General features: G+C 71.0%; 18 protein-coding genes. 4 read left to right on the top strand and 14 right to left on the bottom strand.

Annotated features, from left to right (window positions below; all coding sequences use genetic code 11):
• Positions 1-8: 8 nt before the first annotated feature.
• Complete coding sequence (locus HBO46_RS04845; protein WP_166140110.1) at positions 9-836, top strand: hypothetical protein; 828 nt, start codon at positions 9-11, stop codon at positions 834-836.
• A complete protein-coding gene (locus HBO46_RS04840; RefSeq protein ID WP_166140111.1) occupies positions 833-1,705 on the top strand; it encodes an NAD-dependent epimerase/dehydratase family protein in 873 nt (290 codons plus the stop codon). The genes HBO46_RS04845 and HBO46_RS04840 overlap by 4 nt, the downstream gene beginning before the upstream one ends.
• Before the next feature lie 339 nt (positions 1,706-2,044).
• Here HBO46_RS04840 and HBO46_RS04835 read toward each other — a convergent pair whose 3' ends face one another.
• From HBO46_RS04835 to HBO46_RS04810, 6 genes are all read right to left on the bottom strand, one after another.
• Positions 2,045-3,352, bottom strand: a complete 1,308-nt coding sequence (locus HBO46_RS04835) for a hypothetical protein (protein ID WP_166139962.1) — start codon at positions 3,350-3,352, stop codon at positions 2,045-2,047.
• Positions 3,349-3,984, bottom strand: coding sequence for a neocarzinostatin apoprotein domain-containing protein (locus HBO46_RS04830; RefSeq protein WP_224769485.1), 636 nt, complete (start codon positions 3,982-3,984; stop codon positions 3,349-3,351). The genes HBO46_RS04835 and HBO46_RS04830 overlap by 4 nt, the downstream gene beginning before the upstream one ends.
• Before the next feature lie 79 nt (positions 3,985-4,063).
• Entirely contained in the window at positions 4,064-6,979 is a 2,916-nt protein-coding gene (locus HBO46_RS04825) for a branched-chain amino acid ABC transporter permease/ATP-binding protein (RefSeq protein WP_166140113.1), read from the bottom strand.
• The gene (locus tag HBO46_RS04820) at positions 6,976-7,713 is read right to left on the bottom strand and encodes an ABC transporter ATP-binding protein (protein WP_166140114.1); all 738 of its coding nucleotides are present in this window, start codon (positions 7,711-7,713) and stop codon (positions 6,976-6,978) included. Before HBO46_RS04820 ends, HBO46_RS04825 begins: the two co-directional genes overlap by 4 nt.
• Positions 7,710-9,077: an ABC transporter substrate-binding protein gene (locus HBO46_RS04815; protein ID WP_166140115.1), complete on the bottom strand. Its 1,368-nt coding sequence runs from the start codon at positions 9,075-9,077 to the stop codon at positions 7,710-7,712. Before HBO46_RS04815 ends, HBO46_RS04820 begins: the two co-directional genes overlap by 4 nt.
• Before the next feature lie 49 nt (positions 9,078-9,126).
• A complete protein-coding gene (locus HBO46_RS04810; RefSeq protein WP_166140116.1) occupies positions 9,127-11,442 on the bottom strand; it encodes a hypothetical protein in 2,316 nt (771 codons plus the stop codon).
• Positions 11,443-11,569: 127 nt separating this feature from the next.
• Between HBO46_RS04810 and HBO46_RS04805 the strand changes: the two genes are divergently transcribed.
• Together HBO46_RS04805 and HBO46_RS04800 are read left to right on the top strand one after the other, a co-directional pair.
• The gene (locus HBO46_RS04805) at positions 11,570-12,244 is read left to right on the top strand and encodes a class E sortase (protein WP_166392123.1); all 675 of its coding nucleotides are present in this window, start codon (positions 11,570-11,572) and stop codon (positions 12,242-12,244) included.
• A gap of 65 nt (positions 12,245-12,309) precedes the next feature.
• Positions 12,310-12,468: a hypothetical protein gene (locus HBO46_RS04800; protein WP_166140118.1), complete on the top strand. Its 159-nt coding sequence runs from the start codon at positions 12,310-12,312 to the stop codon at positions 12,466-12,468.
• A 198-nt stretch (positions 12,469-12,666) separates the two neighbouring features.
• On the opposite strand, the gene HBO46_RS04795 is transcribed toward HBO46_RS04800, so the two are convergent.
• From HBO46_RS04795 to HBO46_RS04760, 8 genes are read right to left on the bottom strand one after another with little or no spacing between them, the layout of a single operon-like run.
• Positions 12,667-13,416 carry a maleate cis-trans isomerase family protein gene (locus HBO46_RS04795; protein WP_207950487.1) on the bottom strand — a complete coding sequence of 250 codons (750 nt, stop codon included), beginning with the start codon at positions 13,414-13,416 and terminating at the stop codon, positions 12,667-12,669.
• The gene (locus tag HBO46_RS04790) at positions 13,413-14,120 is read right to left on the bottom strand and encodes a hypothetical protein (protein ID WP_166140119.1); all 708 of its coding nucleotides are present in this window, start codon (positions 14,118-14,120) and stop codon (positions 13,413-13,415) included. The genes HBO46_RS04795 and HBO46_RS04790 overlap by 4 nt, the downstream gene beginning before the upstream one ends.
• A gap of 10 nt (positions 14,121-14,130) precedes the next feature.
• Positions 14,131-14,937 carry an SDR family oxidoreductase gene (locus tag HBO46_RS04785; protein ID WP_166140120.1) on the bottom strand — a complete coding sequence of 269 codons (807 nt, stop codon included), beginning with the start codon at positions 14,935-14,937 and terminating at the stop codon, positions 14,131-14,133.
• A complete protein-coding gene (locus HBO46_RS04780) occupies positions 14,934-15,887 on the bottom strand; it encodes a hypothetical protein (protein WP_166140121.1) in 954 nt (317 codons plus the stop codon). The genes HBO46_RS04785 and HBO46_RS04780 overlap by 4 nt, the downstream gene beginning before the upstream one ends.
• The gene (locus HBO46_RS04775) at positions 15,884-16,624 is read right to left on the bottom strand and encodes a hypothetical protein (RefSeq protein ID WP_166140122.1); all 741 of its coding nucleotides are present in this window, start codon (positions 16,622-16,624) and stop codon (positions 15,884-15,886) included. The genes HBO46_RS04780 and HBO46_RS04775 overlap by 4 nt, the downstream gene beginning before the upstream one ends.
• Entirely contained in the window at positions 16,621-17,868 is a 1,248-nt protein-coding gene (locus HBO46_RS04770; RefSeq protein WP_166140123.1) for an aromatic ring-hydroxylating dioxygenase subunit alpha, read from the bottom strand. Before HBO46_RS04770 ends, HBO46_RS04775 begins: the two co-directional genes overlap by 4 nt.
• Positions 17,869-17,878: 10 nt before the next feature.
• Positions 17,879-18,889, bottom strand: coding sequence for an alpha/beta hydrolase family protein (locus HBO46_RS04765; RefSeq protein ID WP_166140124.1), 1,011 nt, complete (start codon positions 18,887-18,889; stop codon positions 17,879-17,881).
• A 10-nt stretch (positions 18,890-18,899) separates the two neighbouring features.
• On the bottom strand, positions 18,900-19,715 hold the full coding sequence (locus tag HBO46_RS04760) for an oxidoreductase (RefSeq protein WP_166140125.1): 816 nt from the start codon (positions 19,713-19,715) through the stop codon (positions 18,900-18,902).
• Positions 19,716-19,777 lie beyond the last annotated feature (62 nt).

Genomic DNA, 19,777 nt, shown 5'->3' with positions numbered 1-19,777 from the left:
CTCCGCGTGTGAGCGGAAGCAGTGCGCAGACCAAGACCATCCACGAGTTCCTCGCCGAGTCCCCGGACGTCGACAGCTCCGAGCTGTGGGCCCAGTTCTGGCAGATCCTGAGCGAGGCGAAGGACCGCATCGTCGCCGAGCTCCCCGTGCAGGCCCATCCCTCCAGCGCCGGGCTGGACTACTGGTCCACCGAGGACGGCGGCTACGAGGGAGCGATGCACACCTTCGCCGGCGACCTGTCGCACGACGGCCCGACCGCGGAGTGGCTGGTGCACTCCTGGATCGGCAACCGCAAGAACTCGATCCTCGACATGAACCTGCAGGTGTGGCTCGGCCCGCAGATCGACGTCCCGCACCTGATCATCGTGTTCGGGACGATCCCGCAGATCTTCTTCTACAGCGAGTTCGTGGCCCGCCGCGACCTGATGGTCGACCCGGACTACCTCGCGACGTACTACGAGCCGCAGAACGAGAAGTTCCTGGCGCTGCGCGGGGACGACCGGTTCACCTGGTCGGTCAGCCACGGCACCTACATGCGCGCCTTCCTGTCCCCCGTCGCCCACTCCTACGTCGCCGAGCGCACCGCCGACGTCGTGGAGACCCTGCGCGCGACGGTCAACGAGCGTGTCGACACCTGGCTCGGCTGGGTGCGCGACGCGGTGGCGACCCCGGTCGAGGAGCGTGCCGCGCTGCGCGCCCGCGACCACCAGGTGCGCACCTACGGATACACCCTCGACCCCATGAACGAGCTGTCCAAGAAGTTCCTCGGGGCCGAGCGGGTCGATGAGCTGGTCGCGGTCCGCGCCGGCTTCAAGCAGATGGAGGAAACCGCATGAAGGTCCTGATCATCGGGGCGGGCTTCGTCGGCTCGGCAGTCGCCGACCGGCTCAAGGCCCTGGGCCACGAGGTCACGGTCACCACGACGACCGAGGCGAAGATCGAGGGGCTCAGCGAGCGCTTCGGCAACGCCGTCATCCTGCGCGGCAACGACCGCGAGGCCGTGCACGCCGCCGTCGCCCAGGCCGACGCCGTCGTCGTCAGCGCCGGCCCGTCGGCCGCGCAGTCGATGACCCCCGAGGGGCGCGCCAAGACCTACAAGGAGATCCTCGTCGACACCGCGGAGAACGTCGTGTCGGCGCCAGGTACGCCGTACCTCGTCGCGCTGTCGTCGCTCTCGGTCTATGGCTCGGCGGCCAACCACCTCGACGTGGTCGACGAGACCGCGCCGACCACCGAGTCCGGCGACCCGAGCCCGGCCAACTTCCTGCTCATGGAGAAGGCCTACCTCTCCGCGGGCGACCGGGTCTCGGTCTTCCGCTGCGGCGACATCTTCGGCGCGGGCGACCCGCCGATCGCCGACAAGGTGAAGATGGCGCACGACTACCTCGGTGGCTCGGTGCCGTTCTCCGGCGACGCGCTGCTCTACCGCCTCTACGTCGAGGACTGCGCGGACGCCGTCGTCCACGCCCTCGAGGAGCGCCTGGTGGGCGTCTACAACCTCACCCACGCGGAGGTCGGCCCGACCAACGCGACGCTGTTCGACACCCTCTCCGCGCAGCAGGGCCTCCCCGCGCTGGAGTACCGCAACGAGATCGAGGGCCCGACCAAGCCCATCTCGGTGCAGAAGCTGATCGACTCGGGCTTCACCCCGAGCCGCTCCTTCGACCCGGCGTACCGCGACCTCGTCGCCCCCGCCGGCAGCTGACACTGCACCACCCGCAACACCACGAGCAGCACCGAAGCGGCCCCGGCCGGCGCACCCCGCGCCGCCGGGGCCGTTCGGCGTACTCCGCGAGTCGGCCCTTGTGTGCACCGAGTCGGCTCTAGTGAGGGCACGGCGTACGGATCGCTCGACTCAACCGGTCGGAACCCTCGACTCGACCGTCAGAACTCTCGATTCAACCTGTCCTGGCATGCCGAAGGGCCGGGGTGGGGGTCCTCCGACCCCACCCCGGCCCCGTGGTGACCCGACGCCTGGAACGTCAGGGCCACCGAGCCGACGCATGCCCCCGCAGGCCCGCGCCAGCCGTCTTCAGGTCGGGACTCAGCCCTCGACCTTGCGTCGTACGCCGGGCACCAGCAGGAGCGCGGCCGCGCCCAGCAGGGTCAGGCCCGTCGCCCACAGCGCCATGACGGGCAGCGAGTCGCCGCCGCCGGTCTGCGGCAGCGTGGAACTCGACGTGGTCGTGGTGGTGCCGCCGCCCGCGCCGCCGTCGTCGCCGTCGTCGCGGTCCTCCGGCTCCTCGAGCTCGCCGACGCCGATCGTCATCTTGCCCAGGGACTTCGCCGCCGTGCACCCGATGGTGATCGTCAAGCCGCTGACCTCGTCGGTCACGATGTCCGCGCCGAGGACCTTGACCTCCGCGTCCACCGCGTCGGTCTCGACCGTGCCGGCCATCGAGGGCATCGGGATCTCCTCGTTCTTCGCCAGCGTCAGGGTGTTCTCGCCCGTCAGCGTGGTCGCCTCGCCGTCGACCTCCAGGTCGAGCTCGACCCGCATCCCGACCCCCTCGATCGGCACCGGCGCGATACCGGGCATCTTGCTCATCGACGCGGCCAGCTTGACCTCGGTGTCACCCTCGGCAGCCCGTGCACCCGCGACGCTGATCTTCGCGGCGTACGTGAAGTCGGAGTCGAACTCCTCCAGCAGGCAGTCGAAGTCGACGGTGCCGGAGGCCGGCTTGCCCTTCACACCACCCGGGTCCTTCGTCGGCGTCGGCGTCGGCGTGGGGGTCGGGGTCGGAGTCGGGGTCGGAGTCGGGGTCGGGCTGGGCGTCGGAGCCGCGCCGTCCTGGGCCGTGAGCGGGCTGAGCGCACCGCCGCTGTCGACCTTGCAGGTGCCGCCGACACCCGAGGCCTCGAAGTCGAAGCCGGTGATCGCGACGGCGACGGCGTCGACGTCGGGGGTGGTCAGCTTGCCGCGCGCGTCAGGGACGGCGATCGGCTCGCCGCCCTTGACCGCCACGGTCCCGCCCGCCTGGAGAGCCGCTGCCGTGCCGGCCACCGTCAGCCGCACCTCGCCCTTGTAGGGCGCCTTCGCCACGTCGATCGCGAGCGGAACCAACTCCTTGCCGGTGCTGTCCTTACCGGGCAGGTCGCTGAACGACGCGATCAACTCGAGGTCGCCGCTCCCCTCGGCCCGGTAGCCCGCGACCGAGACCTCGGCGACGTAGCCGAAGGACCGCTTGAAGTCCGGCATCTCGCAGGTGAGGTTGACCGTGCCGGTCGCCGGCGTGCCGGTCGGCTGGGACGCCGAGGCGCTCGGGCCCCCCAGCGCCGGCAGCGAGACGAGCGCCAGGCCGGTGGCCGCGAAGAACGCCGCGACCGGGCGCTGCCACGACGCGGCGGTCACTGCGCGACCCCGGTCCGGCCGCGGCCCGGGAAGGCCACGATCACGCCGAGGCCGAGGAGCAGCAGCGCGGAGCCGGAGAGCAGCACGACGGGCATGGAGTCGCCGCCACCGGTCTTGGGCAGCGCCTCGTTCCCGGTGGTGGGCGTCGTGGGCGTGGTGGCCGCGGGGGCCGTCTCCGGCTCCTCGACCGGCTCCGTGGCGGCGGGCGCACCGAAGCTGATCTTGTGCTCGACGACGTTCGCCTTGTAGGTCGCCTCGTCGACCTTGCCCGGGATCGGGCCGGAGGCGAAGTAGCACTGCACGACCGTGCAGTCGTGGTCGCCGAACTTCTCGTTGACGGTGACGGTGAACTCACCGATCGAGCCGTTCGCGTCCGCGGTGCGGAACGTGGCGCCGAGCGGGAGGTTGCAGTCGCCCGGGCCCGAGTAGCCCTCGACGCACTGCCCGACCGCGATCTCGGACAGGCCGGGCTCGTAGCCCTCGCCGCTGACGGTCAGCACCTGACCGTCGGTCAGGCCCTCGAGCTGACTGACCTCCAGTGTCGGTGCGGCGAAGCTCGGGGGGGCGTTGACGATGGTGACGAGCATCATCGCCGCGGCGCCTGCGGCCAGCTTGGCCAGCATCGTCGGCATTCTCTTCACGTAAGGCTCCTCGATCGGGGTGCGGACAGCGGGTGCGGCTGAACGGGTTCGTGCGCGGGGAGGTTCCAGGTCATGGGGCCACCGGCTGGGCCCGGGTGAGGGCCGGATCGGTGACCACCGGGACCGGTGCCGTGTGGGCGCCGGAACGGTGGATCGCGGCCTGCTCGCTGCCCAGGTAGGAGCGGACGACCGCCGGGTCGTTGCGGACCTCGTCGGGGGTGCCGGTGGCCACCACCCGGCCGAGGTTCATCGCGATCATGCGGTCGCACAGTCGCGAGAGGAGGGGAAGGTCGTGCTCGATGACGACCATCGTGGTGCCGAGCTCGCGGCGGATGCTGAGCAGCAGGTCGCCGAGCGCGTCGCTCTCGCTCTGCGCGATGCCGGCGGACGGCTCGTCGAGCAGCAGCACCTTCGGCTCCAGCGCCAGCAGAGCGGTCAGCTCGACCACCCGGCGGGTGCCGGTCGAGAGCTCGGAGATCATCCGGTTCGCGTACGGCGTCAGGCCGGTGCGCTCCATCAGCTCCTCGGCCGCGGCGCGCTTGGCCCGCTCGCCGGTGCGTACACCGATCGAGGCGGTCCACAGGCCGGTCGGGTCGGTGCGCTCCTGGGCGATCATCAGGGTCTCGCGCACCGTGAGCGTCGGGAAGAGCGCGGCGTCCTGGAAGGACCGCACCAGGCCCTGGGTGGCGCGCTGCTCGGGAGTCGCGCGGGTGACATCGATGCCGTCGTAGATCACCCGGCCGGTGTCCGGGCGGGTGAAGCCTGCGACCATCTCGAAGCAGGTGGTCTTGCCCGCGCCGTTCGGTCCGATCACACCGAGGATCTCCCCCGGCGCGACCTCGAAGTCGGCGTGGTCGACGGCGACGACGCCGCCGAAGCGCTTGGACAGGCCTTCGACGGTGAGCACCGGCGCCAGGCCGTCGACGGGACCGTCGGAGGCAGGCCCGGGACGCTCGACGAGGCCCTCGAGCCGCATCGTCCCCTGGAGCGGGGAGGTGGACGGCTCGCCGGGCCCGTGGCGGGCCAGCTCGACGTCGATGCCCGCACGCCGGGCGAGCGCGTCGTAGATGCGGTCGCGGACGTTGATCAGCACCCCGCCCAGCCCGTCGGGCAGCAGGATGACGACGAGCAGCCAGCTGATCGCGAGCGCCGCCTGGCCGACGGTCGACAGCGTGACGATCGCGGGCAGGCCCACGATGATCAGCGCGCCGATGAGCGGACCGATGGTCAGGGTGAGGCCACCGATGACCGTCAGCGCCACCACGTCGATGCTGGCGCTGGCCGGGAACGAGTTGACCGTCAGCGACGTCTGGCCGTGTCCGATCACCACGCCGCCCAGCCCGGCGACCACGCCGGAGGCGGCGTACAGCTGGAACTTGCGCAGCCGCGCCGGGACCGTGAAGGCACGACCGGCCTCCTCGTTGTCACGCAGCGCCTGCAGGCTGCGACCGAAGCCGCTGTGGCGCAGGTTGTTGGTGAACCAGATGCCGATCGCGAGCATCAGCAGCGCGAAGAGGTAGTAGTCGACCGCGTAGGTCACGGGGTAGCCGAAGACCGTCGGGCTGGCCGGGGACAGCCCGTTGCCCAGGAAGAGGTCGGTGCGCAGCAGCCACGAGGTGGTTGCCAGCGCGAAGGCGAGCGTCGACACGGCGAGCGCGAGCCCCTTGAGCCGCATCGCCGGGATGCCGATGAGCACCGAGGCGATCGCCGCGGAGGCGACACCGGCCGCGATGCCGAACACGAAGCTCCCGGTCGCGTCGACCACGTGCGCCGAGGCAGCGGCGGCGATGCCGGCGTAGGCGAACTGGCCGAGGGAGAGCTGTCCGGACACACCGGTCACCAGACCGACGCTGAGTCCGACCAGCGTGTAGCCGGCGACGCTGGTCAGGATCGACGCCGTCTCGTTGGACACGACGTAGGCCAGCCCGAAGACCGCCATCGCGACCATGCACATCAGCACCCGCGGCAGCCACACGATGCTGCGCACCTTGCGGTAGGCCTCGGGCAGCGGGGGCACGACGACGCGGCGCCAGCCGCCGCGCTCCTTGCTGGCCCGGCCGAGGATCGGCTGGCGCAGCAGGGCGATCACGATCACCAGGCCGATGGCGACGTTGACGAGCGACCGGGTGTCGGGGTTGGAGAGCAGCAGCTGCTCGAAGACGCCGATACCGAGCGAGGCGGCCACGGCGATCGGGATCGAGGTCATCCGCCCGATCACGGCGCCGGCGAGACCCTTGAGCAGCAGGTCGGCGCCGAGCCCGTCGAGGCCCTGACCCGAGGTCGTCGGGGTGACCAGGATGGCCGAGAACGCGGCGATGCCGCCGGCCAGGCCCCACACCAGCGTGGCCATCCGGCGCGCCGGGATGCCTTCGAGCTGGGCGGCGTCGGGGTCGTCGGCGGCCGCACGCACCGCCATGCCGAGGCGGTGGCGGCGCAGGAACGCGGCCAGGCCCCACAGCAGCAGCGGACCGAGGATGAACATCGCGATGTACGGCGGGCCGATCGGCAGCGAGTCGACCTCCCACGTCGGCAGGTACGGCGGCCTCGGGAAGGTGAAGCCGCTGATGCCGTCGGTGTTGATGACCAGCGACATGATCAGGATGAACTGCGAGAGCCCGAGGGTGGCGATCATGCCGATCAGCGCCGGTCGCCCGGTCAGGCGGCGTACGACGAGCACCTCGATGCCCGCGGAGAGCAGGCCGGCGACGGCGATCGCGAGCAGGAACGACAGCCAGTACGGCGCGCCCCAGTCGACGACGAGCAGTGCCAGCACCGACGCGCCGAACGCGCCGACGGAGCCGTGGGCGAAGTTCACGAACCGGCTGGAGCGGTAGACCAGCACCAGGCCGATGGCGAGCAGCCCGTAGGTCAGGCCGGAGAAGAGTCCGAGGACGATCCGGTCGAGCCCGAAGTCGAAGTCGGTGAGGGAGAACATCGGGGTGATCGCGGCGCCGAGCTCGGCGCTCACCTGTCCGGCGGCGCTCATCGGGCACCCGCCGCGTGGCCACCGAGCATCAGCTCGCGGATCCGGTCGGGGTTGGCCGCCAGGTCGGCGGCACGCTCCTCAGCGATGATCTCACCCTTCTCCATCATGTAGGCACGGTCGACCAGCGAGAGGGCGACGTTGACCGACTGCTCCACGAGCAGCACGGCGGAGCCCCGCTCGTTGAGCCGGCGCAGCAGGTCCATCAGTCCGCCCACGACGACGGGGGCCAGGCCGAGGGAGAACTCGTCGATCACGAGGACCTTGGGCTCGACGACGATCGCCTTGGCGAGCGCGAGCATCTGGCGCTCGCCCCCGGAGAGCGTCGAGGCCGTCTGGTTGCGGCGGGCGTTGAGCCGGGGGAACACGGCCAGCGCCGCCTCGACGGCCTCCAGGTTCCAGCGCCGGTCGGTCGCGGCGAAGCCGTGCATGGTCAGGTTCTCGACGACCGTCAGCGACCCGAACGCCGACTGGCCGACCACCTGGGACAGCCCCAGGTCGATCCGCTTGCGGGTGGAGGCGTGGGTGACGTCCACCCCGCCCACCGTCACGGTGCCGGCGTCGGGCTTGAGCAGCCCGCCGATCACCTTCAACAAGGTGCTCTTGCCGACGCCGTTGGGCCCCATCAGGGCGACCATCTCGCCCTGCTCGACGACCAGCCCGGCGTCGAAGAGCACCTGCATCTGGCCATAGGAGGCGCGGATGCCGGCACAGGAGAGCGCGGGGGCGTCGGTCATTCGAAGGACTCCACGTCGCCGTCGTAGACGAAGCACTGGCACTCGTCGTCGAAGCGCATGGCGCGGTAGCCACCGGCGCCCGCGCGGCCGCGGTCGAGCGCACCTCCGAAGCCGGCCGCGGTCAGCACGCCGTCGCCATTGGCCTCCATCGCGTCGGACCAGGTCTGGGCGTTGAGGTCGCCGGTCGCGTTGTCCGCGCCGATCTTGAGCATGCGCGCGGCGTCGCAGTAGGGCAGCGCGACGCGGGCGCTCTCGCGCGTCTCGAAGGTGATGCCGGCGTCCTTGTAGACCTCGACGCACTCCACCTCGGCGGGGTTGTCGGGGTTCGGGAAGGGCAGCAGGTCGTCGGCGACGTCCTGCGGCGGGTGGAACCCGATGCCGATCATCCCGTCCATCGTCCCGTCGGGGATCAGGACGGGATTGTTGATGAAGAACGAGGGGTTGTCGAAGCTCGAGATCGAGTACTTCGGCTTGAACTGGCGACCGACCGCGATGCTGGCGAAGATCGAGGCCAGGCGCGAGCCGCCGAAGAACATGACCCGCTCGACGCCCTTGCTGCGGAACGTGTCGGCCGCCTGCTCCTGGCCGGCGTACAGCGTGCCCATGTCGGTGGGGTCGACCCATCCGACCTGCACGTCGAGGCCAGCCTCCTCCAGCAGGGGTACGCCGACCTCCTCCACCGCGCGGCGGTTGACCGGGGAGTCAGCGGCGACCACGCCGACGGACTTCTGGCCCTCGAAGAAGCCCTGCTTCTCGCTGACCTCGACGTAGGCGCGGATGAAGGAGTTGTACTCGGGGAAGCTCGGCGTCCACAGGTACGGCGACAGCTCCTCGTAGTACTCGGCGTCGTTCGCAACCAGCGTCGCGTCGAGCATGAGCGTCTCGCGCTGGGCGTAGCAGGGGCGGGCGTTGGACTGGAACTGGCCGGTCAGCACGACGGCGAACGCCTTGTCGTCCTGGGTGATCTGGTTGCAGAGCTGCTCCTCGGCCGCCGGGGAGTCGTTCTTCCCGTCGTAGAGGCGGAAGACCGCGTCCAGCTCCTTGCCGCCGACGCCGCCGTTGTCGTTGACCCAGTCCTCGAGGGCCTGGACCTGCGCCTCCTGGTCGCCCACCGAGGCGGTGATGAAGTTGGTCGTCTCCTGGACCGCGTCGAGGTCGACGGCCACGAAGACCACCTTGACCGAGTCGCTGCTGACACCGGGGCCGGGGCCGGCGGCCACGGCGAGGCCGCCGCCGGAGTTCTGTCCGGGCATCAGGGCCCCGCAGCCGACGAGCGCGAGGCACGCGGAGGCCGCCACTGCGGTCGTGCGGATCACCGCCGAGCGATCGCGCCACCAGGGGGTCTTGGTCCTCGAGCTGCTCACGCGGGCTCCTCCATCCGTGAGGCGGGTCATAGCGGAAGAATATAGGATATTAACGACGACCGTAACCCTTCCGACGCTGTTCCTGCCTGGACCACCAGGCGTCGGCGGCCGCGAGATCGACGATGGCGGCGTCCGCCGCCTCGGCCTCGGGATCGAGGACCGCGACCGGCCCGACCGCGCGGGAGACGGGCTCGCCGCCCACCGTGAGCAGGCGCCGGCGCGGCTGCGGCTCACCGTTGCTGCGGTGCTCCCACCACGCGGCGGCCGCGGCCAGGTCGACCACGGAGTCGTTCAGCTCCGCAGCGTCGTCGGGCAGCGCCGCTGCCGGGACGGCGGCCATCAGCGGGGTGGGCGTGCCGCCGAGGATGCGGGGCCGTGGAGCCGGCGGCCGCTGACCGCCGTCACGCAGGTCCCACCACTTCTCCAGGGCGACCAGGTCGACGACCGCGTCCCCGAGGGGCCCGTCGGCGGCCGGCGTACGGCGCGCGCCGACCGGCAGCGACAGCATCGCGGCCGGAAGCAGCGCGGAGAGCTCGACGCCCCGCGCGGCGAGGCGGCGGCGCACGCCCCACCCGAGCAGCAGCAGGCCGAGGGCGTTGAGGACGAACAGCCCCCAGGGGTAGCTGCTCCACTCGAGGTCGAACGAGGTCAGCTCGGCGTCGCCGACGCCGCCGCGCACGTGGTAGGTGCCGAACGCGGCGGTCGGCAGCGCGATCGGGATCTCGACCTGTGCCTGCTCACCGGGCCCGAGCGTGCCGATGCCGGCCTGGACCGGCGCGGGCTCGACGTCGTCGGTCTTGCTGACCACGAGCCGCACCTCGGGGTCCACGATCTCCACCTCACCGAGGTTCTGCACGGTGAAGGTGAGGGTGCGCTCGGGCGCGGCGCCGAAGAGCTCGCCGAAGGAGACGCTGCCCTCCAGCGAGACCTGGCCGATGGCCAGGGTCGTCGCGGCGGGCGCCGGGTCCGGCTCCGCCGGCGGATCGAACTTCTTGACGCCCTTGCCGCTGGGCGGCGGGATGCTGAGCGGCGGCTCGGTGACCGGCGGGGCCGCGATGGAGGCCGGCGGCGCCGGCGTCACGACGGCCGGCGGCGGGACCGGCGGGGTCGGCGGGGCCGGCGGCGGCTCGGTCGGCGGCGGGATGGGCGGCACGCCGCCGAAGACCGCACCGGCACGCAGCGGCGCGCGGCCGGGCCGCGCCTGCACCGCACCGATCCGCTTCGTGTCGCGCTCGGTGACGGTGAACGTCGCACGGAACGAGCCGGTCGCATCCGCCCGCACCCGTGCGCTGCGGTCGGAGGTGGCGTTGCCGGCGAGGAGCCGAGGGCCGCGGTAGCCGCGCACCTCGACGGGCGCGCCCGGGTTCCACCCGGTGCCGTCGACGGTGACCTCGACCTCGTCGTCCGCGGTCTCCTCGGTGAGGGTGAGCGCCGGGGCGCCGAGCAGGGTGAGTGGGAGGTCCAGCGAGTGGAGGCCCTGAGTCACCCGCAGCGTCCCCGGCCCGGTCGCCACGTCGCGCGGCACCCGGACCTCGCCGAGTCCGGAGCCGTCCGGCTCCGTGAGGAACGTGGCCTTCGGCAGGCACAGCGCGGCGGCGTCGCAGAGCGCGAGGCTCGCCTCGGCACCGGAGGCCAGGCCGGTGACGTAGACCCGGACAGTGTCGCCGGAGCGGGCCGCCGCAAGGCCGGACTGGCCCTCGATGCCCGCGACGTACGCCTTGGGCGCGGCGACGGCGTCGAACCCGGAGGCGAGGTTGGTGTCGAGCGGGGTGGTCGCGGGGTTGACGCCGCCGGGGACGCCGTCGGTCTGGCCGTTGCAGGCCACCCGGCGAGGCAGGAGCGGCATGTCGAAGAAGACGCCGCGCAGCACGACCGAGTGGGGGCCGGTCTTCTCGATCGGGAAGCTGCCCTCGACCAGGGGGAGCTCCTCGTCCTCGTGGCCGAGCCCGAAGGGGACCTTGATCGGATCGATATCCTCCCCGTTGACGGAGAAGTGGAAGACCCCCGTGACGGGCGTCGGAACGTCGCCGAGGTCAGGACCGCCGGCCAGGTCGAGGGTGAAGGTGCGGGTGCCGCCGACCGCGGTGTCGCCGGCGGTCGTGAGCACCGGGGCGACCGGGGGCACAGCCGGGTCCGAAGGCGGGAGTGACCACGGTTCCAACGAGGTGGAGATGTCGAGCATAGGCACGTCGGTCAGGTCGAGGGGTCCGACCTCGACGGCAGGCCCGGACGGCTCCGCCGGGTCGCTCGACAGGTCGGGCGTGTAGGTCCAGCACCCGCCGGCGAGGACGACCGCTGCAGGCTCGTCCGCCGCGGCGGCGCCGAGGCCCGCAGCGCCCGGGGCACCCGCACCGACGAGTGCCATCGATGCGACCAGGCCGGAGGCCAAGGCGGCCCCAAGTGCTCGTGCGCTCGTCCTCATTGCCGTAGCGTCCCCTCGTTGACGGTCCCCTGCGCCGGATCCGCGATTTGGCGATGATATATTATTTAAGGTGTCCGCGTTGTTACGAACTGCCTTTGCCACCGGAATCCGTGCGGTCGCAGAGCTTGCGATCACCGCCGGACTGGTGCTGCTGGCCTTCGCCTTCTACCTCCTGGTCTGGACCAACCAGCAGACCCAGGCCGCCCAGCGCGACCTCATGGACGACTTCCGCGAGCGCGCCGAGGGCGGCGCCCAGAAGGCGTCCAAGGAGAGCACCCCGCGCGCCGGGGAGGGCTTCGGCGTCCTGCACATCCCTGCTCTTGGCAAGGACTGGGAGTGGGTGGTCGTCGAGGGCGTCAGCGACTCCGACCTCACCCGAGGCCCGGGCCACTTCCCCGGCACCGCGCTGCCCGGTCAGGTCGGCAACTTCGCGATCGCCGGCCACCGCGCCACCCACGGCGAGCCGTTCGCCAACCTCGACCAGGTCGGGGAGGGCGACCGGATCATCGTCGAGACCGTCGGCAAGTGGCTGGTCTACGAGGTCACCTGGAGCCGGATCGTCAGCCCCAGCGCCGTCGAGGTCGTGGAGCCGGTCGCCGGCTTCCCGGGCGCGAAGCCGACGGCGCGCACCATGACCCTGGTGACCTGCCACCCGCGCTGGGGCTCCAGCGAGCGGCTGGTCCTCGGCGCCGAGCTCGTCGAGCGGTACGCCGCCGAGGCCGGCCCGCCGCCGGACCTCGCCTGACCGCACGGCACCCGCGCCGTCCCCACCAGCCCCGCAAGCCCTCCCCCGCACCCCGAGGAGACCCGATGTACGCAGCGCTGTGGCGCCTCCTGCCCGGCCCCACCTGGCTGAGGGTGCTCGAGGCACTGGCCCTCGTCGTGGTGGTGCTCATCGTGCTGATGACCCTCGTCTTCCCCGCCGTCGAGCCGCTGCTCCCCTTCGACGACGTCACCGTCGGCGAGTGAGCACGGGCCAGCGCCTCGGGTGCTGGCCTGCGGGGTGCACGTAACTGCGCAATTGCGCGGAACGACACCGGCCGCCGCCGCGCTGCCGCCACCCGCACCGACCACCACGACCACGCACCACAACGCTGACGGGCCCGCGCCGACCGGTTGGTCGGTGCGGGCCCGTCAGCGTGTGCAGGCGGCAGTGTGCGGCGCGGGTCAGTGCTCGCGCAGCAGCGTGCCGTAGCCGTGCAGCTGGTCCTCGATGCCGTTGTCGCGCAGCGCCATCCACCAGGTGGCGGCGTTGATCGCGATCACCGGCTTGTCCAGCCAGCGCTCCGCCTCGTCGGCGAGCTCGGTCATGCACAGGTTGGTGCCGCACTGCACGATGGCGTCGACGTCGGAGTCGTTGATCTCGATCAGCGACTCGCGCAGCGTCTTCTCGGTGACCTGGGCGATCTCGACGGCACTGTTGACGCACAGACCCTTGATCTGGCCGACCTCGAACCCGAGCTCGGTGAAGAACTTGCGCACGTTGGCGTCGCCGATCGGCGTGTACGGCGTGATCACGGCGATCTTCTTGGCACCGAAGAGGTGCAGCGCACGCTCGCAGCCCTCGGCACCGGTCGCCACGCCGAGCCCGCCGGTGAGGGCCTGGATCTGCTTGACGAAGGCGCGGTTGCCCTCGACGCCGTCCCAGAACGTCTCGGCGCTCATGCCCATGACCATGTAGTCGGGCTGCATCGTCATCAGGCTCTCGACGCAGGCGTCCATGTTGGCGCGGATCTGCAGGAGGAGGTTCTCCATGCCCTCGTCGGTGGCGATCCGGCCGTCGGGGATGAAGATCCGCCCGTAGTGCGACGTGACGCCCGGGACGCGCATCATGTCGAACTCGGGCTGGACGATGGTGTTGGTGCTGGGCGCGATGACGCCGAACTTGCGGCGCCACCCCAGGCGGTCCACGCTCACGCGGGCACTCCCGTCTTGTCATCGGCGGTCGTGTCGACCGCCAGCTTGGTCAGGTGCTCGCGCAGCCACAGCGCTCCCAGGAGGAAGCAGAGCTGGACCGCGGAGTTGGTGAGCTGCTCGGCCCACTGCAGCTCGGCCGACTGGTTCGGCTGGGCCGCGAGCGGGGGCAGGATGTTGGTGCCCAGGGTGTAGAGGACGAAGAGGACACCGACCGAGGGCTTCCCCGCCCGGAACGCCGTGGCGGCGAGCGTGACCCCCAGGAACGTCGCGCCCACGGCGGCGGCGATCAGCAGCGGCCAGTTCGTGTACTCCCCGGCCGAGATGCTCATCCAGGCGGCGCCGACGCCGGCGGCCAGCGGGAAGAGCACGAACCACAGCGGCGCGACCTCACGTCCCTTGACCGCGCTGAGCACGGCCCAGGCGACGGCCGAGAAGCCGAAGGCCAGGCAGGGGAAGAGCAGTGCCTCCAGCCACGGGTACTCCCAGCAGCCGGTGGCGACCAGGAGCTTCCACGTGGCCTTGCCGAACCCGCCGGCCGAGATCAGCAGCCCGCCGAGCAGGGCGACCGGGAAGGCGGCCGGAACCCGGCGACGGACGCCCAGGGCGAGGATGACCAGCGCAGCGAGCGCCAGCACGCAGGGGACGAAGTCCTCCATGGCCAGCGCGACGCCGTACTCCTCGCACACGTCGATCGTGGAGCTCATGGCCAGCACGTCAGGCGTCCTCGCTCGCGAAGATGTCGCGCTTGTTGAACCCAGCCGTCATGAACCGGCGCATGGCCTTGCCCTTGGTCAGCCAGGCAACCCGGGTGCCGTGCTTGTGGGCACCCAGCACCTGCTCGGCCAGCCACGGGGTGACCGTCTCGACCCGGTCGCCCAGGATGTTGAAGACCTTCTTGACCTTCTCGAACCCGTCCGGGTCGTCGGTGTAGTCGCCGACCAGCAGGTCGGTGGCCACGATCCCCGGCGAGAGGAAGCCGACCCGCACGTCGGTGTCCTTGGTCTGCTTGACCAGGGCCTCGGTGAGGTACTGCACCGCGCGCTTGGAGGCGCCGTAGACGGCCATGCCCGGCTGGTGCTCGCCACGGGAGCCGAAGCCCTCCATGTTCCAGATCCAGCCGCCGCCGGCCTGCGCGGCCATGCCGTGCGAGGCCACCGCACTGCCGTTGAGGGCGCCGATCACGTTGACCTCGACGACGCTGTGGACGTCGTCGACCGGCACGGTGTGCAGGGGGCCGCGGGGAGCGGAGAGGCCGGCGTTGTTGACCCACACGTCGACGCGCCCGAAGGTCGCGACCGCGTGGTCCCACAGCGCCTGTACGGCGGCCCGGTCGGTCACGTCGGTGGCCAGCCCGCTCGCCCGGTCGCTGCCGAGCTCGGCGAGCGCCTTGTCGACCGCCTCCGTGCTGCGCCCGCAGATGACGACTCGGGCGTCGCGCGCGAGGAACTCGCGCGCCAGGCCCAGGCCGATGCCGCGGGTGCCACCGGTGACGACGACGACGCGACCGTCGGTGCTGCTCATCGGGGCTCCCAGGTCAGTAGTCCGTGGATGAAGTGCGTGGTGCGGTCGCCGTGGAACAGGCGCCACACGACCGCGAGGTCACGGGTCTCGGGGTCCAGGACGTACTCGCGGCCGCGGATCTTCTCCACGCCCTTGAGGTCCGGCCCCACGAGGTGCTGGTTGGTGAAGAGCGCGCGACCGAAGGTCATGGCGTTGCCGTAGACCTCCGGGCCCTCGTAGAGGACCCGGGCGCCGTCACGCTGACGCTCGTAGGTGTAGGAGCGCTCCAGCGCCCCGGTCCAGGTCACCCGGTGCCGGACCGTGCGGAGCCCGACGGGCTCGTGCTCGATGCGCACCGCGACCTCGCCCACCGGCTTCTGGTCCTCACCGACCACCGCGAGGACGCCGGAGTAGGTCCCGGCCTCCTTGGTCGGCAGCACCTGCGGGACCGGACCGCGCCGGGTCTCGGCGGCGATCCAGTCCTCGACGTAGGCCTGCGTCTCGGGGTTCGTCTCGTGGTCGAAGGTGCGCGTGTAGACGCCGTTGAACAGCGCCACCACGGACCAGCCGTCGTAGAGGATCGAGGAGTAGACCTGCGTGTCACCGTCAGGCAGCACCTGGTTCCAGGTGTGCATGTCGGCCTGCCAGGCCGGCGAGTAGTAGTTCGCGTCGACGAGGGTGCCGTAGGGCTGACCGGTGCCGAAGAAGTCCGGCCCGACGTACACCCGGTTCTCGTCGGAGTCGACGATCCCGAAGTTGAACGTCGCGCCGACCTCGAGGCGGTTGCGCAGCGGTCCGCTGCCCTCGAGCTGGCTCTTCATCCAGTAGCTGGTCTCACCGTTCTCGACCACGCTGGCCCGAGCGATCCGCTCGAAGCCGACGTGGTTGCCCTCGGCGTCGAACAGCGACGGACGACCGTGCCACTCCCCCGCGATGCGCTTCTGCCACTCGCTGGCCTGGGCCTCGCTCATGCAGGGAGCTCGTTGTCGACCAGCTGCAGGCGGATGCTCTCCGCGACCGGCTCGGTGAGCAGGCGCGAGATCTGCGCCCACACCTTGTCGACCTCGGGGCTGAAGAGCAGCGCCCGGTTCTTCGCGTCGCGAGCCGCCAGGTCGGTGTCGGCCAGGTCGGCGGTGACCTCGGCCGGCACCTCACCCTCGACGAGGGAGAACCAGTGGTCGAGGTAGGCGTTGACCGGCGCGTTGAGGTTGCCGAAGGCCTCCTCGCTGGCACGGCTGGCCAGCATCCACGACGACATCACGGTGAGCTGGCGCGGCTCGAGAGCGGCCTTGGACAGCCCCTCCATCGCGTTGACCTGCTCGTAGGCCTCGGTGAGCGGGGTGTGCGCCCAGTCGTTGTAGACCATGTGGGTGCCGGCGTCGGCGCGCTGGATCAGGTCGATGTGGAAGGCGTAGTGCCCACCGGCGTGGACCGAGTCCAGGGTGTAGTGCGGCACCGGCGAGTCGTCGGGCATGAACGCGAACACCATGTGGCTGTCCATCTGGATCTGCGGGACCACGATGCCGACGTAGACGACCTTGGCGATCGTGTCGCCGGAGAAGATCCGGACCGAGCCGACCGGGTCGGGGCCCATCACGGAGCCGAGCACCTGGAAGGGGCCGCCGTCGGCCCCGGTGATCTCGGTCAGGTTGCCACGCTTGACGATCTCGTTCAGCGTGCCGATGCAGAGTTCCTCGGGCAGGCTCATGCCTTGACGTCCTCGTTCTTGGTCGTGGCGGCCGCCCCGTTGACGGCGCCCTTGGGCTTGCGGGCAGCGGCGACGTCCTTCGCGGCTGCCTCCTTCTCCTGGATGCCGGCCTTGATCTCGCGGCTGCGGACCTCCTTGAAGTTCCACGCGCTGGCGAGCTCCGGCACCTCCTTGCGGATCGGGGAGGGGATCACCCGGGCCTCGACGCGGGCCGGGCCCTCGCCGACGATCGTGTTGCCCTCGACCGACCAGCCCATGTCGATGAGCTGCTGACGACGGCGGCGGTAGAGCACCGCGTTGTAGTCGCTCTTGACGTGCAGCTCGTCGGAGAGGTCGAACGGGAGCAGCTCGGGACGGACTGCGTCGACGATGGCCTGGTCCTCGTAGAGCACCTTGAAGACGCGGCGCTTGGCGTCGCGGTCGGCCCACTTGCCCTTGAAGAAGGTGCGCAGAGCGATGAACTTGACCAGCGTGGTCTCTTCGTCGATCGGGATGTTGACGTCGAAGATCTTCATCGCACCCATCGGGGTGTCGACCTCGAGCAGGATCATGTTCGGCAGCCACCACGTGGTGGAGACCGGGACCTGCGGGCGGTTCGCCAGGTCCTGCTTGTTGGGGTTGATGAGGCCCCACAGGCCCTTCGACTTCGGCGGGTTGAGCTTGACCGACACCTTGCAGTGCCAGGGGCTCTCCTCGATCTCGAACTCGGGGACCTCGGGCTTCTCGGGGTTGCCGAAGACGCCACCGTGCACGAACGGCGTGTGCGCGACGTCGACGCCGTTCTCGAGGATGCGCTCGTAGTTGGACTTCCACAGGAAGCTGCCGGTGACGGCGGCGTAGGTGTCGGTGTCGTCGACCGCGGACCAGTCCGGGATCGGCGGGCGCTCCTCCTCGGGCAGGTCGCCCATGTAGACCCACACCATCATGTACTTCTCCTGCACGGGGTAGGAGTCGATGCGGGCCTTGCGCGGGATGCCCTTGTCGGGGTGCGCGGGGATCTTGGTGACCTCACCGGCGGGGTTGTACTCCCAGCCGTGGTAGGGGCACATGATGCAGTCGCCCTTGACCTCACCGTCGGAGAGCGCGGCACCGCGGTGCACGCACAGGTCCGACATCGCAACGACGGAGTTGTCGCTGTTCTTGCGGTAGAGGACCAGCTGCTGACCCAGCACCTTGACCCTCTTGGGCTTGCCGGGGACAACGTCGGTGGCGAATTCGACGGCGTACCAGAAGTTCTTGAACATCGTGATCCTCCTAGCGTCGCCGGATATCGGCGAAGGCGGGGTTGGGCTGGTCCAGGTGGTGCTGCAGTGTGGCCGTGGCGGCCGGGTCGTCGCGGAGCTTCGCGGCAAGAAAGTCGGTGACGAGTCGCACGAAGGCCTCGCGCAACTCGTCCTGGTCGGCGTCGAGCGGCTCCTCGAGGAACCCTCGTGCCGACGACGGGTCGTCGGGGGTGGCGGGCAGCATGTGCCCGGCGCCGGAGAGCACCGCGAGCCAGGCCTCGGCCGCGGACGGCAGCGCCTCGCGCCAGGTGCGCTCGAGCGGGTCGTGGCCGGGAGCGCCGGCCTCCTCCCCGTAGCGCACCGCGCTCGCCGCGACCACGCCGTCGGCGCTGCCGCCGACCAGCAGGACGGGTACGGCGACCGGCGCGGTCAGCAGCGTGCCGGCCGGGTGGCCGAGCTGCTGGGAGGCCATCGTGTGCGAGGCGTAGGTGACCACCGCGCGGACGCCGGGGAACCACTCCGGGCTCGCCGACTGCAGCGCGACGGTGCCGCCGGCGGAGTGGCCGACCAGGGCGACGCGGCCCAGGTCGAGCAGCCCGCGCAGCGGGCCGCCGTCGCCGCCGTCGGCACAGCTCAGCTCGGCGAGCCGGTCCAGCACCGCGGCCAGCGCGGGCGTGGTCGGCTTGGTGCCGTAGGTCTCGGGCCCGACCGCGGTCAGGTCGACCCCGGGAGTCAGGCCGTTCTGGCCCGCGAAGAGCTCCCCCACCCAGTCGTAGGTGACGCACACGTAGCCCGCCTCGACCAGGGCGATCGCCAGCCAGCGGTAGCCCTCGGAGGAGACGTTCACGCCCGGCACCACGACGACCACGGGGTACGGCGCGCCGGAGGCGTCGGCGGGGAGCATGCCGCTCATCCGCTCGACCTCCGTCGACGCCGGCCGGGCCGGGTGCCGGATGGTCACGTGGGCGGTGTCGTACGGGGCGGGCGCGCCGGGGACGCGCACCGCCTCGCGGACCGCCCGGACCAGGACAGGAGAGCTCATCGCGTCGTCGTCAGGCCTCGAGCGGGCGGGGCAGGGCCCGGTCGCCGCCCCACAGGGCGCGGACCAGCTGAGCGGTGCGCTCCTCGCCGAAGTAGCGGACCGCGACCACGTTGGCCGGGTCCAGCTCGGCGATGTTCCGGCGGGTCGCGAGGTCGTTGGCAGCCAGCTCGGCGCGCTTCTCGACCGGCACCGCGGTGGCCTCGTCGACCCACTGCAGCCAGCGGTCCATGTGGGCGTTGGCGGTCTTGCGGGCCAGGTCGAAGATCTCCTGCGAGCCCGGCGCCATGAACGACCACGCCGTCGGGGAGTAGGTGGCCCGGACGAAGGCGTCGCGCGAGACGAACTCCTCGATGCCCGGGGTCTCCTTGTGCAGCGTCAGCCACTCCTGGTTGAACGGCTCGTAGTACTTGCGGAAGTAGTCGACGTCGGTCGAGACGACCTTGCGCGGCACCGAGTCCAGGAACATCCAGGCCTGCGGGAACGCGCCGAGGGCCATGCCGAAGTGCGGCACGTCGATGTGCGGACCGAGCCAGATGGTCAGGTGGACGTTGACGAAGCCCAGGCCCTTGTTCTGCATGTGGGAGTGGATCATCCAGTCCACGTCGGGGCCGGTGTAGCCGCGGACGCTGCCCGAGGGGCCGCCCTCGACGTCGGAGGAGAACGCCTCGAGCTCCTCCGTGGAGGGGTCGCGCAACAGGTCGAAGTGCGCCATCGCCTTGGTCTTGAGTCCCTCGATGATGTCGGTCCACTCCGCGAAGACGGCGGAGACGTCCGTGACCGGGGCGTCGTCCAGGAAGTCCTGGACGTACTTGAGGTTCTGGCTCATGGGTGTCCTTCGGGATCTCGGGCGGTGATGCCTGAACTATATATTATATCGAGCGGCCCGGC

Origin of the sequence: Nocardioides ochotonae (assembly GCF_011420305.2) — a bacterium.
GTDB lineage: Bacteria > Actinomycetota > Actinomycetes > Propionibacteriales > Nocardioidaceae > Nocardioides > Nocardioides ochotonae.
The sequence above is the reverse complement of the archived record's forward strand: the minus strand, read 5'-3'. Positions and strand labels throughout refer to the sequence as shown.

What these genes read in the sequence shown, in the direction of transcription:
- HBO46_RS04785 (WP_166140120.1), bottom strand. Translation starts at nt 14,937, where the DNA reads ATGAGCAGCACCGACGGTCGCGTCGTCGTCGTCACCGGTGGCACCCGC.
- HBO46_RS04790 (WP_166140119.1), bottom strand. Translation starts at nt 14,120, where the DNA reads ATGAGCTCCACGATCGACGTGTGCGAGGAGTACGGCGTCGCGCTGGCC.
- HBO46_RS04780 (WP_166140121.1), bottom strand. Translation starts at nt 15,887, where the DNA reads ATGAGCGAGGCCCAGGCCAGCGAGTGGCAGAAGCGCATCGCGGGGGAG.
- HBO46_RS04830 (WP_224769485.1), bottom strand. Translation starts at nt 3,984, where the DNA reads ATGCCGACGATGCTGGCCAAGCTGGCCGCAGGCGCCGCGGCGATGATG.
- HBO46_RS04820 (WP_166140114.1), bottom strand. Translation starts at nt 7,713, where the DNA reads ATGACCGACGCCCCCGCGCTCTCCTGTGCCGGCATCCGCGCCTCCTAT.
- HBO46_RS04760 (WP_166140125.1), bottom strand. Translation starts at nt 19,715, where the DNA reads ATGAGCCAGAACCTCAAGTACGTCCAGGACTTCCTGGACGACGCCCCG.
- HBO46_RS04765 (WP_166140124.1), bottom strand. Translation starts at nt 18,889, where the DNA reads ATGAGCTCTCCTGTCCTGGTCCGGGCGGTCCGCGAGGCGGTGCGCGTC.
- HBO46_RS04840 (WP_166140111.1), top strand. Translation starts at nt 833, where the DNA reads ATGAAGGTCCTGATCATCGGGGCGGGCTTCGTCGGCTCGGCAGTCGCC.
- HBO46_RS04825 (WP_166140113.1), bottom strand. Translation starts at nt 6,979, where the DNA reads ATGAGCGCCGCCGGACAGGTGAGCGCCGAGCTCGGCGCCGCGATCACC.
- HBO46_RS04770 (WP_166140123.1), bottom strand. Translation starts at nt 17,868, where the DNA reads ATGTTCAAGAACTTCTGGTACGCCGTCGAATTCGCCACCGACGTTGTC.
- HBO46_RS04800 (WP_166140118.1), top strand. Translation starts at nt 12,310, where the DNA reads ATGTACGCAGCGCTGTGGCGCCTCCTGCCCGGCCCCACCTGGCTGAGG.
- HBO46_RS04810 (WP_166140116.1), bottom strand. Translation starts at nt 11,442, where the DNA reads ATGGCACTCGTCGGTGCGGGTGCCCCGGGCGCTGCGGGCCTCGGCGCC.
- HBO46_RS04775 (WP_166140122.1), bottom strand. Translation starts at nt 16,624, where the DNA reads ATGAGCCTGCCCGAGGAACTCTGCATCGGCACGCTGAACGAGATCGTC.